The following is a 13655-nucleotide window of genomic DNA, read 5'->3' on the forward strand; positions in this document are numbered from 1 at the left end:
GTCGTTGGGGGCTTACCCCTGGCTCTAGCGGCAGTGTGCAACAGACGGGCCGGACTGCCACCACGAGCGCATAGGGGCGGCTCCGCTGCCCTTGGCGAGGGATCCGTCCGGGTGGCGGTCGGGCAGGCCCAAGAGCTGCTGTTCTATGGAGGTGAGAGCGGGGTCCGCTCGAAGTTCCGTGGCCGGGTCGTCGACGGGGTGGAGCCAGCGATACCCGTACTGGAGCATCAGGGCGATGCGGGGCCGGCCGGAGAGGTTGATGCCTCCGGTGTGCCAGGTCCGGTTCTCGAAGAGAACTGCGTCGGTTCCGGTGATGTCGGGGGTGACGGCGCCGAGTGGGTCGATGGCGCCGGCGGGGACGACGGGCTCGTCGGTAAGGCGGTGGCTGCCGGGGAGGAACATGGTCAGCCCGCAGTCGGGGGTGACGGGGGTGAGGTAGTGGGCGGCTTTGATCGCCATGCGGGGGGTGTGGGGGAAGCCGAGGTCGGCGGTGACACCGTACATGTCGCGGTGCCAGCCGTGGCGTCCGGGGATGCGGATGGTGCGGGGCGGGCCGCTGGGCAGGGCGATGAGGTGGGCCGACAGCAGGTGGATGTTCGGGCTGAGGAGCTGGACGACGGTGGGCAGGACGGCCGGGTTGGCGAGGAGCGGGAGGAACGCAGGGTCGAGGTTGAGGCATCCGCGGAAGCCGTCCTTGCCGTCGCCTCCTCGGTCGCGGCCTTGGGTGATGTCGCTGGCCAGCAGTTTCTCGGCGGCGGTCAGGAGCCGGTCGCGCAGGTCCGGGGTGATCGCGTCGCGGACGACCGCGTACCCGTCGCGTTCGAAGGCGTCGATGGTGCCGGCGTCGGGGGCGACGGGTGGGAGCGGGGTGCTCATGCCGATATTTCCTTCGGGGTGTTGGTGAGGGTGATGGCGAGCTGCCACAGGCCGGGGTCGTCGAGGCCGCAGAGCTGGCGGAGGTGGGCCTGGGAGACGGGGCGGCCGGGGTCGTGGTAGCCGAGGACGGTGAGCCGGGGCCCGGGGTGGCGGCGTCCGAGGAGGGCGTGGATGTCGGCAGGGTGCCCGCTGGTGGCCAGGACGATCGGTGCCCGGGTGCCGAAATGGCGGGCGAACGCGTCCGGGGCGAGGGCGAGGGGGCGTGTGCCGTCCTCGGCGAGGGCCGTGAGGTCGTGGACGTGGACGTACCGCAGGTGCAGGCCCGGGCGTTCGGCGCGCAGCCGCCGGGCGAGGGTGGTCAGGGCCTCGGCGGGCAGGTCGCCGGCGGAGGCGAGGATCAGGTCGGGCTCGCCGGGGCCGGGGTGGGTCAGGTGGGGCCAGATCGCGATGCCGTGCCGCAGTTCCTCGTCGAGGGTCTCCAGCGAGTGGTGGACGGTCGTGTGCTTGCCGGCGATGACGATCGTGCACCGGCCGAGTTTGCGCAGGGCGAAGGTGAGTGCGGCGGCGGTGCGCGCGGGGTCGGCGGGGGTGAGGACGTGGAGCGTGGGGTCGTCGCCGGCCAGAAGTGCCGAGGTGAGGCTGGGGTTTTGGTGGGTGAGGGTGTTGTGCCAGCCCAGGCTGGTCAGGAGGTAGACCAGGCTGGGCAGCGGGGCGAGCCCGGCGTGCCGACGCACGGACCGGTGCTTGAGCTGCTGCTGGATGAGGCTGAGGGTGATCGGCGCGAACGCCTCGTAGGTGGCGACGAGGGCGTGCCGGCCGGTCTCCGTGTAGCCCTGGGCCCAGGCGTGGCACAGCTCCTCGCTGAGCACTTCCACCGCCCACGGCACCGGGCGCCCGTCATCGTCGGTGAGGTCGAGGCGGTTGGAGGGCAGCTCGTCGGGGCTGAACACGCGGAACGGGCCCTGCTCGGCGCGGGCCCGCAGGACCTCGGGGACCACCTGCGTGAACGGGCGGCCGGCGGCGCGGTCGGCGACCTGGGCGGAGGCGGCGACGCAGCCGCGCGGCGCCGGGAGGCCGTCGGGCTCGGGCCGGGACAGAGGGAGCGCGGGCAGCAGGTGCGGCTGGGGTCGGCCGCTGGAGGTGAGGAGCTGGTTGGGCTGGTAGGAGGCCAGCCAGTCGGCTAGCGCGTCGAACTCGGCGGGCACACCGGCCGGGTCGCGCAGCGGCGTCTTGTGGACCGCCGGGGTGCCGGCGAGGTGTGCGGGGGCGCCGTGGCCTTTGTCCAGGGTGAGGACCATGACGCTCGACGGTCCCGGAATGCCCAAGGGCGCGGCGGCGCCGAGCGCTTCGGCCACCGCCTGGCGGAGCTGGCCGACGTCGAGCCCGTCGCTGTAGACGGGCCGGTGGCCAAGTCCGATGAAATAGGCGGTGAGTTCGGCGCGGCTCAGGGTGCACAGCAGGCTCTTGCCGCCCATGCGCAGCCCGTTGAGCAGGACGACGGGGAGAACGGTGCCGTGGTCGCCCGTACCTTGCAGCGCGCGGGTGGCGAGCCAGGAGGCGGCGGTCGTCCCGGTCTCGCACTCGCCGTCGCCGATCAGGACCACGGTCAGCCGATGGGGCGCGTCGAGCACGGTGCCTTGCCCGATCGCGAGGGCGGGGCCGAGCTGGCCTCCGGTGTGCAGGTGGCCGGGGATCATCGGGGTGATCTCCCCGCCGATGTCGGCCCGGGGGAAGCCGGCGACGAGTGCGTGCAGGCCGGCCTCGTCCTGGCGCAAGCCCGGGTGGGCGTGGCCGAGTCGGCCGGTGAGGTAGGCGTGGGCGAGGGCGGAGGGGCCGGCGTGCCCGGCGCCGTGCAGGACGTGCAGCTCGTAGCCGTCGGGGACGCTCGCCTGGAGCGGGCCCAGGGCGGCGAGCATCCGGTTGACGGGCGGGCACACTCCCCAGTGGCCGGCCGGTCGCGTCTTGACGTCGGCCGGGGTCAGGGGCCGGGCCAGGCGCGGGTTTTCGCGCAGATAGAGCTGGGCGAGACAGAGGTAGTCGAGCGCGTCGGCGACGGCGGCCACCGACGCGTCGGGCACCAGGCGGTTCGTCCGACGGGCGAGGTCACCCCACATGCGGTCCTCCTGCCGGGGCGAGAGCGGCTTCGACGGCGCGGGCGTGGACGGCGCCCTCCCGCTCCAGGCGCGCTGCGGCGCCCGCGGGGCAGTCGACGATGGTCATGTGCCGGCCGTGCGGGCAGATCCCGCCGTCGACGACCGCGGCGATCCCGGCCCTCATGGTCCGCTCGAAGACGGCGACCTGGCCGGCGGTGAGCGCCGGGTGGTCCTTCTCGCCGGCGGCGGGGGTGGAGATGCTGCACACGGCGGCGGCCAGCGGTTCGCCGGCCAGGGCGACCAGTTGGCCCAGTATTCCGTCGGGGCATCCGACGAGCGCCGGGGAGCCGACCGCCGCGACAGGCTCCACCTCGGGCTTCCACGGAAGACGCAGCGCGAGGTCCCCCGGCCACAGGCCGCCTGTCAGCAGCCGGGCGTCGGCGCTCAGGTCGAACAGGATCTCGGCCGTGGCCGGGGAATCGAGCACGAGCAACAGCGGCTTGGCGGTGGGACGCTGCTTGGCGCGGAAGACCGCGTTCGTGGCGGCGGGGTCGGCGGCGCGGGCACACAGCATGTACCAGCGGGGGGTGGGCACGGCGACCGTCTGTCCGGAGGCCAGGAGCCGGGCCGCGTCGGGGAGCTGGGCGGGGGTGAGGACGTCCACGGAGCTCTCCCCTCTCACACGGTGCCGGGACGGGCGAGGGCGGCGAGCGCCGGGTACTCCAGCCACGGGTCCGACAGAGCGCGCCGGGCGAGGTCGGGGTGCTGGGCGTGGCTGACGCGGAAGTACGCCATCACCCTCGGGGTGCTGCTCGCGTTGATGCCGACCCGGTGCGGGACTAAGTGGTGCATCACGACCACGTCGCCGGGCTCGGCGGTGAGAGCGGTGCCGTCCTGGGCGTCGATGTCGTCGGGAGTCTGGGCCGGCTGCCCCAGGACCCAGTCCGTGGCGAAGTAGTCGGCCATCCGGTAGTGCCCGCCGGGCACGTAGTGCATAGCGCCGGCGTCCGCGGTGGAGCTGCCGTCCAGGACGACGCCGGCGATGAAGGTGAACGTGCGTAGGTCGCGCGGTTCCAGGTGGGGGCAGGAGACACCGTCGACGTGCATCCGCTTCACGGGCTGCTGCGCGCCGTGCGGAAGCCGGATCTGGATCTGCGCCCGGGTGACCGGGGCGGGCCTCGCGGGCCGCAGCAGGTCTCCGGCCAACTCCGCCAGGCCGCTTCGCCGGTACAGGGCGAGGAGGTCGGGGTGCTCCTCCAGCTCGGGGGCGAAGCTGCGTTCGGTGTAAGCGGTGAGCCGCGCGGGGTCGTACGCCTCGGCCAGCCAGCCGCCGACGAGGGCGCGCGCCTTGGACAGGACGGCGCCGTGGACCAGGCCACGGCGTATGAGGACGCCGTCGTCGACGAACCGGCGCCGCTCGTCGTCGCTCCACGTCACAGGACTGGGCATGGTGGATCTCCTTCCGGAGGGACACGGGGCCGGGGCGGGAAGGGGGGCCGCCCCGGCGCGAAGGGGGAGGAGCGGGTCAGCCGCGCCGGCCGAGGACGATCTGGAAGGAGGCAGGCTCGATCAGGCCGCCGCCGGCGGCGGCGTGCTCGTCGAGCAGAGCCCGGGCGTGGCGCTCGAAGTCGTCGACCCGCTCGCCGAACAGCGGCCGGGCGGCGAAGGAGGTCGAGTACAGGTAGCCGATCACCGTCTCGGTGCTCCACTCCCGCTCGACGGCGACGGTGTGCTCCTCGACCTGGCCGAACGCGGACTCGGCGAGGATGTCGCGGTACGGCCGGTTGTGCGCCGCGTACTTCTTGCCCAGCCCGGCCCGCCGCTCCTTGCCCAGGTACTCCTGAATCAGGGCGCGCAGGGCGTCGGTCCAGGCGGAGCGCGCGGTCCACAGGCTGCCGTCGCCCATGACCGCGACGGTCGCGTCCGGCGCGGTCATGTCCTCCAGACGCGACAGCACCACGTCCTGGTCCATCCAGTGGAAGGCGCGGCAGACCGTGACAAGGTCGGCCCGGTAAGAGGCGAGTGGGGTGAACGCCTCGGCCGGAGCGTTGTGCAGGCGGACAGTGAGCGGCAGCCCGGCGAGCGCCTTGTCGGCCTCGGCGAGCATGCCCGCGTCCTGCTCGACGACGTCGATCTCCGTCATCGCCCCGGCCAGGGCCAGGGGGACTTGCCCGGTGCCGGACCCGAGGTCGAGCAGGGCCCGGTGCTCCTTGCCGGCCACCCGCTGAGCGAGCAGCTCGACGGCTTCCTTCGGAATGCCGGGCCGGTAGGCGGCGTAGTACGGGGCGGTGGTGTCGAACTGGCTCACGGGGTAGAACTCCTGATCATCTGGGTTGACGGAAGGACGGAGGGACGGTCTGCTCGATGTGCTCGACCGCACGGGTGAGGTCCGGTACGACCGTGACCCGGCTGGGGAACTCGGCCAGCAGCCGGAGTGCCTCGGACGACGGCGGGCGCGAGGTGATCCACAGGGCGTGGGCTCCGGCGGCGAGGGCCCCGCGTACGTCGTAGTCGAGGCTGTCGCCGACGTGCAGCACCTCCGCGGGGTCGCGGCCGTGCAGTCGAGCGACAGTCTCCACGGCGAGCGGGTCCGGCTTGGCAAACCCGAGTTGCCACGAGGGGTGATGGGCCCGGAGGTGGGGGGCGAGGAGGGCTGCGACGTCGGTCTCCTGCTCGTCCCAGTGGCTCACGTTCGACAGGGTGACCACCGGCACGACCCGGGCGATCCGTGCCACCGCCTCCACCGCGCCGGGCCACAGGGCGAAGCCGGGCGGACAGTGGTCTTGGGGGAAGGCGGACGGCGCGATCCTCAGAGCGGCACACACCGTCTGCGGCGCTGTCGCATCGCTGCGCGGGTCCAGGGCGTGCAGGATCTGCTGAGCGACCTTCTTCGCCTGCCGGGCCGGGAGCGGGGACAGCTCCACGAGGCGCTGCGTCAGCGTCGTCCCGGACGGCTCGCCCAGGGTGTATCCGACGTCGAGGCTTACCAGCCGCACCGGGGCCGCCGTGCTCACGAACGTCCCGCCAGAGCAGCGATGATCATGTCGATCCGTTCGGTGCGCACCGGGCCAGGGCCAGCCTCGCCGAGGAAGGTCAGCAGTTGCCGGGCTTCGGCCGGCGACCAGCTGCTGGTGTCGACACCGGCCTCGGCAGCGGCCCGGGCGAGGTCGTCGGGGATCGTCGGCGGGCGCGCGCCGTGCGGTAACAGCAGCGTGCCGCTCCACCTCTCTCCGGCCTGCCCCTGCGGCAGGGCAGGGCCGAGGGGCGCAAGGACGGTGACGTCGTCGAAGGTGAGGATCCGGACCGGGAGTTCGGGCAGGTGCACCGGCCGGGCGAGGCGAAGGGTCGTGGACAGGAAGGTGTCGTGTCCGCTAAGCCGCTCGTCCACGATGAGCAGGACCTTCTCCTCGCGCTGTTCCAGGCGGCCGTGGACCGCCAGCTCGCCCGTGTGCCTGGGCATTACCGGCGCACCTCCATCCCGAGACCGGGCCGGTCCGGGAGAGCGACGTGGCCGCCGTCCGGCCGGAGTGTGCCGCACAGTGCCCGCTGGCGGCGCGGCTCCCACACCACCTGGTACTCCACCGCGCCCGACACGTGCGGAAACGCGGCGGCTAGGTGCACGGCGGGCAGGAACGCCCGGCCGTGCAGGTGGACGGGCACCTTCGCGTCGTGTGCGGCGCCGAGCCAGCCCTGCGCCTCGGTGATCCCGCCGCACCACACCGCGTCGAACGTGAACGCCTCCGGCCGGCAGTGCTCCAGCAGGGCCCTGGCGTCCTCCGCATGGGACAGCCGCTCGCCGAATGCGACCCTCAGCCCCTCCGTCTGTCGGCGCAGCTGTCGGTACGCGGCCTGGTCGGTTCGCGGGAGCGGGTCCTCCACCCAGCGCACCGTCTCCGGAGTGAGGAGCGGTGCGACCTCCATGGTCCGCAGGTGCCCCCATGCGCCCAGGGCGTCCACCGCCACACTGTCCCCCGCCCACTTCGCCGCCCGTTCGGCCAGCAGCGCCATCTCGGCGGCTTCAGCGCCGCGCAGGGCCCACTTGGTGAAGGCGAAGCCCCCGTCGGCGGTGGACTTGACGGACTCGGGGGCCGACGTGGAGGCCAGGTCCAGGGAGAGCCAGGAGGCGTAGACCGGCACTCGCGGTTCGGGCCGGTCGCTGAGCAGGGCCGCGACCGGCAGGTCGGCGAGTCGGCCGTGCAGGTCCCACACCGCGCAGTCCAGCGCCCCGACCGCCCAGCGGCCGAGCCCCGCCGCGTGCGGGCCGAGGCTGGCCAAGAGCCTGTGCAACAGACCCGTGTGGTCGGCCACGGGGTGCCGCAGAGCGCTCTGCCCAAGCCGGGTGGCGACGAGCGCGGCGGGCAGCTCGTCGACCGGGGCGAATGCCCCGGTCACTCCGTCGGCCTCGACCACGATCGCGAACCGGCTGTCGCCAGCCTTCCACGGACCCGCCCCGCTCTCGTCGAGGCGCTCTACCCGCACCCGGTCGATGACTGCGTCAGCGGGGTCCATCGACGAGGTCCTCTCCCGCGTAGGTGAAGTACCACAGCGGCCGGTAGCACTCCCAGCCCACCGGCCGCAGCCCGGTCGGTGCCATGGCCCGCTCGATCGCCGTACGCGCCTGCAGGTAGTACTCCAGGCTCTCCGCGCCCGGCGTCCGCATCCCCTGCATCATCACCGTGTGCGCCTGGAAGACCTGGAAGTTCGGGAACGCGGTGACCTCGCCCGCCAGTGCGTTCACCCCGCGCACGAGGTCCTCCATCGGGTCCAGCCCGACGATGTACGTGTATGAGGTGTCCAGCCCCGCCGCCCGCGCCCGCATCAGCAGGTCCGGCATCTGCTCCGGCCGAAGGTCGGCCTTGGTCGCCTTCATCAGTGCCTCCCGCCGGGTGAAGTGCTCGGCTGTCAGCCTGAGCACGAACGGTGACACCTTCGACGCGATGGTCTCGAATGCCTCGTCGCTGCGCAGCACGGATGTGAGGAAGCCGATCCGAGCCTTGACGCCGGCCCGCTCCAGAGCGGGCCGCAGGGCGGTTAGGTGCGCGACGGCCGCCTCCTCCCGCTCGAAACAGCCGGTGGAGACGGTGACCTCGGTCAGCTCGGTCAGGCTGCGGCGGGGATGCTGCTCGCCGAGGGCGTGCAGCAGGGCGTCGAGCCCCTGGTCTTCCTGCATCCTCGGATCGGCGGCGGCCTCCAAGGTGTTGGGGCACCAGCCGCACCCGACGCACCGGCTGCGGGCGTTGGGGTTGAGGGTCGCGGCGCGGCCGTCGTTGCGGAAGTACCCTCCGACCGCCTCGTCGGCATCAATGCGCCCGACGTGCGCGACCACCTCGCCGTTCAGCGACAGCTCGTCGCTCCGGAGCCGGAAGGGGCTGGCCGGCTGGTTCAGCGGGACGATGATCTGCCAGGGGGCATCGGGGCGGCGCACGAGGCGAAGGTTGACCCGGGCCCGGTGACGGTCCTGGTCGGAGGTGATCCCGTACAGGTTGACGGCGATCAGCAGCACGTCCTCGACGGGGACTCCGTGGCGCAAGGCAGCCTGCTCCAGATGACGCAGGCGGTCGGTGCCGACGGCGCCGTCCGAGGATATCGACCGGCGCATGGAGAGATGCGGCATGGAGGACTCCAACTTGAGTTCGGCGGGCACGGTTGCCTCCTGGGTGGAGGTGCTGGGGATCAGGTGTGCGTGATCAGGTAGGTGGGGCCCTCGCCGCGCCGGGCTCGTTCGATGGCGTCGAGGCGGGCGAAGGCGCGCGGCGCCATCAGCTCCTGCCAGGTCGCGAGGTCGTGGACGGCCCACATGTCGTGCTCTGCGGGATCGAGTCGGATCCGGCCGAGCTGGTCGGCGGTCAGCTGGCCTCCGTCGAAGATGAGCCCCACCTTGTTCAGCGGCAGGCGCGGCCCGGCGTGCAGGAAGTGCGTCAGGAGCAGCTTCGGCGTTTCCAGACCGAGTTGGAGGCCCGTCTCCTCGACCGCCTCTCGCCGTGCTGTCTGCAGCGGGTCCTCGCCTCGGGCGTCCAAGTTGCCGCCCGGGAACTGCCAGAGTCTCGAGCCGTAGACCGAGCGGAGCTGGACCGGCCGGTCGTGTTCGTCGCGGATGTACAGGCAGCCGTACACCGTGTGGTGGGGGACGGTCTGCGCGTACTGCGTGGGCGTCATCGGCATGGGGCGGCCGGGCCGGGCAGGGCGGTGGTCGAATGCGAGGGCGAGAACGCCGAGGGCTTCCTTGGCCGGCGGGTAGATGCTGCGGAGGTTGGCGAGCAGCTCTCCGGGCGGCCCGTCCGGGTCGATGCGCACGGTGTCCTCCGAGCTGAGCAGATCCTCGAAGGAGTGGTACGGGGTGATCCGCTTAACGATGACGTCGAGTTCCCGCCCGGTGTCCCGGTCGTGGAAGACGACCGTGTCACCGACTGCGACGGCGCGCTTCTGCGGGGTGGCCACCCTCACTTCGATCGTCTTGCGGCCTGCTTCCACTTGGCGGTAGTACCGCCCGAGCAGGTGCATGTGGTGCTCTTGTGGTTCACCTCCGGTCGCCGGACTCGGGACGGCTGGGATCGCCTGCTGGGTGTCGTCAGGCACACGTGCCTCCGTTCGATGCGTTCCGTCCGTCGCGGTCTTGGGATCCCAACCGGGCCAGGGTCCGGTGGCCGCGCTCCTGTGTTTCGGATCGGCGTGGGTGGCGATGAAGTGGACGAGGATGCCAGCGCGCTACGGCAGTTCGATCGGTCCGTAGCGCGCGTGCGGCTCCTGCCGCATCAACGCGTCGTACCGGTCCGCTACCGAGAAGTGCCAGAACTCGGTTCGGTAGTTCGTAAAACCTGCGTTCTCCATGGCGTTGAGCAGCAGCATGCGGTGGTGGCGCGCACGATCGCTGACGTTCGGGGCGTGAGTGAAGCAGGCACCGTCGCTCTCCTCGGGGGAGGCATTGACGCGGGTACCGAGGTCGAGTTCGTGACCGTCCTGGTCGGCGAGGGTTACGTCCACGGCCGCGCCCGCGGAGTGGGGCGCGATCTCCGGTGGTGATACGTACCGGCTGGCAGCCTGGTACAGCTGCTCAGCTGTCCAGCCGGGGCGAGCGGAGGCCAGCTCGTCCCGGTACTCGGTGAAGTAGCGCTGCTGTAGGGCCAGCGGCCGGTAGCCCTCGATGAACAGCAGGTCGGTGCCAGCGGGCAGGAGCGAGCGGGCGTGCTCCAGCCGGGCTAGGACGCCCTCGCGGACGTGGGCGAACGCGCCCAGCGGATCTTGCTTGCGGGGATCGACGCGGAAGCTGTGGTCACGCACGTCGACGAGCGGCTCCCCGCACTCGCGCACCGGGACGGCGGCGACCTGCGGATCGGACATCAACACCAGACTGCTCATCGAGTCTCCCTGCGACGGCTTGCACTGCGGCGGCGGGGTTGGGGAGGCAGAGGCCAGGTCGGTTTCGCGCAGGATTCGCGCGATGGTGTCCTGCAGCGTGCTGTCGGCCGGGATCACGGTCTCCAGACCGCCGGGCAGCAGATCCAGCTCGCGGTACCAGGAGGCGAGGTGGCTGTCGGTGACTTGCGCCAGGTACGCGGCATCCGCCTTCGACGCGTGTCGGACAAACGTCGATTCCAGCGGCACGTCCAGGTAGTAGCAGCAGGAGACGCCGCGGTGGTCCCGTACCAGAGACGTGATCATGTGGCTATAGCGATCGGCGTACAGGATCCCCTCAAGCACCACGTGAAAGCCGGCGTTCAGTGCTTCGCGTGCGATCCTCCCCAGCAGGGCGATGTTGGCGCCGCGCGCGGTGTCGTGTTCCCTGAGCACGTTCCGGCGGATCACGTCCTGGCCCACGATCGCGATACCACGGCCGTAGTGATCTCGCAGGCCCTGGGCCACGCTTGACTTGCCTGTCGCCGAGTTGCCGCGGATCACCACCAGGCGGGTGTCCTCACGGCCGGCCGCAGTTGCAGTGGGCACACGACGGTGTGCGCCGCTCGGTGTGCCGGTCATGCGGGCCATCCCGTCTCGCTGTACAGGTCCCCGTTCTGGATCTTTGCGATGGCTTGGCGGGTGTAGGAAACGAGGTTGTCGGGCAGCGCGGCGGGGTCCCAGAACTTCCACTGGGTGCACTTGTCCGGCTCGCGCAGTTCCGGCTCGCCGCTCCAGGCGCGGGCGCGGAAGAACAGGCCCATGCGGGGCCGGTCCCCGGCCTTGTCGATGTGATGGACGACGTGGACGAGTTCGACGTCCTGGCGCTCGATGTGCAGGCCGGCTTCCTCCCGTGCCTCCCTGATCAGGCAGGTGATGGCGCTCTCCTGCTCGCAGTGGCCGGCCAGGACGTGCCAGGTGGACGGCGCGAACGCGGAGTCGGGGTGGCGCAGCCCGAGCAGCACCGTCCCGTCGGGCCGCTCCAGGTAGAGGTGGACGCCAATGACGTTGAGGACTGTGCCGTGCGGCGCAGCTGGGCGGTGCTCCTCGTGCGATGAGAGCCCGCTCTGCGACGCAGTGCTGGAAGCGTTGGCTGGGCGGCTGGCGGCGTGGCGCCGTACGAGGTCGCTGGTGGTGTCTGCGATGCGCAGGCGGTGGAGGTCGTCGGGGGCGAACCAGGCCAGCATCACCCCCTCCGTCAGGCGGAGGTCGCGGGGGTCGCCGTTCCAGCGGCCGGCGTAGATGGCGATGGGCACGCTCGCGCCGGCGTCGTCGGAGGCGTACTCAGTGCCGAACGGTGTCAGGTCGGCGATGTCGAGGCTGGCTTCCTCGGCCAGCTCGCGCCGCACGGTGTCTTCCAGGGTGGCGTCCTGGGGCTCTCGGCCACCGCCCAGCAGGGACCACATGCCCGGCTCCCAGATTTGGTCGGGGAAGTAGTCGCGCAGGTGGAGCAGGTACTCGCCGCGGTCGTTGTAGATCAGGGCGGAGGCGTTGGCCCTCTCCGGTTCGGTCTCCGGCGTGAGCTTGAGCAGCTTCTCGCGCAGGGAGGGGGAGGTCACCCTGTCCACGGGCCGCCACTCGATGCCGCCGACCTCTTCTTCCTGCAGCACCACCGGCGCCTCGGCCGCGGTGTGCAGGCGGAAGAGGAACCGGAGGTCGAAGTGCTGGTGGCCGGGTTCGCCTTTGCCCGGGTGGGCGTCGATGTCGTGGGTGTCGATGTCGAACGGCACAGTCTCGTAGCCGGGCCACGGTGCCACGGCCTGCGGCGGGATGCCGGTCTCCTCGTGCAGCTCCCGCAGCGCCGCTGCTGCCAGGGACTCGTCGGCGGGCTCGGTGTGTCCGCCGGGGGCGAGGACCTTCCCGCTCGCCAGGTGCAGCACGTGCAGGACGCGGCCGAGCGGGTCGACGACGATCGCGCCGCAGGTGACGTGTCCGGTGAAGGTGGAGCGGCTGGCGATGTCGGTGGGACGTTCGAGGGCGTCCAGGAGGCCGCCGAGCTGCGTGCGCTCGTGAGGGTGGCGAGCGAGGTAGGTCTCGACGGTGGTGCGGATGTGGTCGTGCGACAACGGCATGGGGCTACCTCAGGGGTGCGTGGAGAGGGGCGGGCCGAGGCGGGGTGGGGCGCTCGTTCGGGTCAGGTCAGTCGCATCCCCTCCGCTGGGATCTCCTCGATGACGGCGGTGCGGGCGGCGGGCAGGCCCCACCGCTCGCGTGCCGTCTCCGCGGCGATTTGGGCCTGGTGCGCTCCGGGCGGGCCCCATCCCAGCAAGGCGGCAGCCTGGGCGGGGGTGGTGAGCAGGCGGGCGAAGGGGTGGCCGGTGGCGGGGTCGACGGCCGTCGGCCCGATGGCGGTGGCCCGGGCGGCCAGGCGGAGCCGGGCGTTGGGCCCCACGCCGCCGTAGACCTCGCCGGTCTCGTCCAGCACCCAGCCCAGTCGCACCGGATCGGCTGGGTGAGCTGGGCTTCCTCGGCGGCTTCGCGGTGCAAGGTGTCCTCGGGAGTCGCGTCGGTCGTCTCCACGGTGCCGCCGGGCAGCATCGGCAGCGCACCCCGCGGGCCGGGGTCGGCCACCAGGACGACCCGGCCGTCGGGAATGAAGCACCACGCCCAGGCTTGCTGCACGGGCAGCTGCCCGGGGACGGGGCCGCGGTGGAGAGGGCTGTCCCACAGAGGCCGGTACCGGACGTGCACGTCATGGCGGTCCAGCGCCGGGACGTCGAGGATGTGCCGGCCGTCGGCGAGGTGAGCGGTGGCGGTGTTCCCGAGCCGGGCACGGTAGGCGGCGAGCATGATCTGCCCGTCCACGGGCCGCAGCCTCTGCACCGCGTCCCGGGTCTCCAGGAAGGCGTACTCGGACAGCTCCTCGCGCGGCAGGCGGATCGCCTCCACCTGGTCGGGGCGGAGGGTTCCCCCGTCGAAGACGAACCGGATCTCGCCGGGGCATGCCGTGGCGGGCTGGAGGTCGGGGTGGTGCGGGGAGAAGGAGTGGACGGCGAGCACGGCCGACGGGGGTAGATCCAGGCCCAGTTCCTCGGTGATCTCCCGCCTGCAGGTGACGTGTGGGTGTTCGCCGGCTTCGACGACGCCTCCGGGCAGCAGCCACGAGTCGTCCTCGCGGTAGGTGGGGTGCACCAGCAGGACCCGGCCGACCTCGTCGGTGATGATCGCGGCGGCGCCGAGCCACGCCGCATGCCGGGATGCGGCGTACTGCGCTGCGGGCAGAGCGGCACGCGGTGAGACGTGATCCGAAGGGGAGACGGGAGAGGTCACGTATCTCTGCCTTCCGAGACGGTG

The 13655-nt window shown here is 72.1% G+C and carries 13 protein-coding genes; all 13 read right to left on the reverse strand.

Features of this window, described 5'->3' with window-relative positions; translation table 11 throughout:
- Nucleotides 1-24 precede the first annotated feature (24 nt).
- Nucleotides 25-876 carry a phytanoyl-CoA dioxygenase family protein gene (locus tag ACFZDE_RS13955; RefSeq protein WP_391200001.1) on the reverse strand — a complete coding sequence of 284 codons (852 nt, stop codon included), beginning with the start codon at nucleotides 874-876 and terminating at the stop codon, nucleotides 25-27.
- Nucleotides 873-2990 carry a phosphoketolase gene (locus tag ACFZDE_RS13960; RefSeq protein ID WP_391200002.1) on the reverse strand — a complete coding sequence of 706 codons (2118 nt, stop codon included), beginning with the start codon at nucleotides 2988-2990 and terminating at the stop codon, nucleotides 873-875. Before ACFZDE_RS13960 ends, ACFZDE_RS13955 begins: the two co-directional genes overlap by 4 nt.
- On the reverse strand, nucleotides 2980-3633 hold the full coding sequence (locus ACFZDE_RS13965; RefSeq protein ID WP_391200003.1) for a Sua5/YciO/YrdC/YwlC family protein: 654 nt from the start codon (nucleotides 3631-3633) through the stop codon (nucleotides 2980-2982). The genes ACFZDE_RS13960 and ACFZDE_RS13965 overlap by 11 nt, the downstream gene beginning before the upstream one ends.
- Before the next feature lie 14 nt (nucleotides 3634-3647).
- Nucleotides 3648-4418 (reverse strand): phytanoyl-CoA dioxygenase family protein, encoded by a 771-nt coding sequence (locus ACFZDE_RS13970; protein WP_391200004.1) that lies wholly within the window; start codon nucleotides 4416-4418, stop codon nucleotides 3648-3650.
- A gap of 76 nt (nucleotides 4419-4494) precedes the next feature.
- The gene (locus tag ACFZDE_RS13975; protein WP_391200005.1) at nucleotides 4495-5277 is read right to left on the reverse strand and encodes a methyltransferase domain-containing protein; all 783 of its coding nucleotides are present in this window, start codon (nucleotides 5275-5277) and stop codon (nucleotides 4495-4497) included.
- A gap of 16 nt (nucleotides 5278-5293) precedes the next feature.
- Complete coding sequence (locus ACFZDE_RS13980; RefSeq protein WP_391200006.1) at nucleotides 5294-5983, reverse strand: HAD hydrolase-like protein; 690 nt, start codon at nucleotides 5981-5983, stop codon at nucleotides 5294-5296.
- Nucleotides 5980-6429 carry a hypothetical protein gene (locus tag ACFZDE_RS13985; RefSeq protein WP_391200007.1) on the reverse strand — a complete coding sequence of 150 codons (450 nt, stop codon included), beginning with the start codon at nucleotides 6427-6429 and terminating at the stop codon, nucleotides 5980-5982. The genes ACFZDE_RS13980 and ACFZDE_RS13985 overlap by 4 nt, the downstream gene beginning before the upstream one ends.
- A complete protein-coding gene (locus ACFZDE_RS13990; RefSeq protein WP_391200008.1) occupies nucleotides 6429-7478 on the reverse strand; it encodes an enolase C-terminal domain-like protein in 1050 nt (349 codons plus the stop codon). Before ACFZDE_RS13990 ends, ACFZDE_RS13985 begins: the two co-directional genes overlap by 1 nt.
- Nucleotides 7465-8613 carry a hypothetical protein gene (locus tag ACFZDE_RS13995; RefSeq protein WP_391200009.1) on the reverse strand — a complete coding sequence of 383 codons (1149 nt, stop codon included), beginning with the start codon at nucleotides 8611-8613 and terminating at the stop codon, nucleotides 7465-7467. Before ACFZDE_RS13995 ends, ACFZDE_RS13990 begins: the two co-directional genes overlap by 14 nt.
- Nucleotides 8614-8642: 29 nt before the next feature.
- Nucleotides 8643-9545, reverse strand: coding sequence for an NUDIX domain-containing protein (locus ACFZDE_RS14000; protein WP_307852278.1), 903 nt, complete (start codon nucleotides 9543-9545; stop codon nucleotides 8643-8645).
- 129 nt (nucleotides 9546-9674) lie between these two features.
- The gene (locus ACFZDE_RS14005) at nucleotides 9675-10943 is read right to left on the reverse strand and encodes a M15 family metallopeptidase (RefSeq protein ID WP_246112002.1); all 1269 of its coding nucleotides are present in this window, start codon (nucleotides 10941-10943) and stop codon (nucleotides 9675-9677) included.
- On the reverse strand, nucleotides 10940-12433 hold the full coding sequence (locus ACFZDE_RS14010) for an NUDIX domain-containing protein (RefSeq protein ID WP_391200010.1): 1494 nt from the start codon (nucleotides 12431-12433) through the stop codon (nucleotides 10940-10942). Before ACFZDE_RS14010 ends, ACFZDE_RS14005 begins: the two co-directional genes overlap by 4 nt.
- Before the next feature lie 67 nt (nucleotides 12434-12500).
- On the reverse strand, nucleotides 12501-13631 hold the full coding sequence (locus ACFZDE_RS14015) for an NUDIX domain-containing protein (protein ID WP_391200011.1): 1131 nt from the start codon (nucleotides 13629-13631) through the stop codon (nucleotides 12501-12503).
- Between the last annotated feature and the right edge of the window lie 24 nt (nucleotides 13632-13655).

It is taken from the genome of Streptomyces sp. NPDC007929 (assembly GCF_042959065.1).
Classification (GTDB): domain Bacteria; phylum Actinomycetota; class Actinomycetes; order Streptomycetales; family Streptomycetaceae; genus Streptomyces.

Bases quoted from the DNA above. Each gene is read 5' to 3' on its own strand.
- ACFZDE_RS13955 (WP_391200001.1), bottom strand. From the start codon at position 876: ATGAGCACCCCGCTCCCACCCGTCGCCCCCGACGCCGGCACCATCGAC.
- ACFZDE_RS13960 (WP_391200002.1), bottom strand. From the start codon at position 2,990: ATGTGGGGTGACCTCGCCCGTCGGACGAACCGCCTGGTGCCCGACGCG.
- ACFZDE_RS13970 (WP_391200004.1), bottom strand. From the start codon at position 4,418: ATGCCCAGTCCTGTGACGTGGAGCGACGACGAGCGGCGCCGGTTCGTC.
- ACFZDE_RS13985 (WP_391200007.1), bottom strand. From the start codon at position 6,429: ATGCCCAGGCACACGGGCGAGCTGGCGGTCCACGGCCGCCTGGAACAG.
- ACFZDE_RS13990 (WP_391200008.1), bottom strand. From the start codon at position 7,478: ATGGACCCCGCTGACGCAGTCATCGACCGGGTGCGGGTAGAGCGCCTC.
- ACFZDE_RS14005 (WP_246112002.1), bottom strand. From the start codon at position 10,943: ATGACCGGCACACCGAGCGGCGCACACCGTCGTGTGCCCACTGCAACT.
- ACFZDE_RS14010 (WP_391200010.1), bottom strand. From the start codon at position 12,433: ATGCCGTTGTCGCACGACCACATCCGCACCACCGTCGAGACCTACCTC.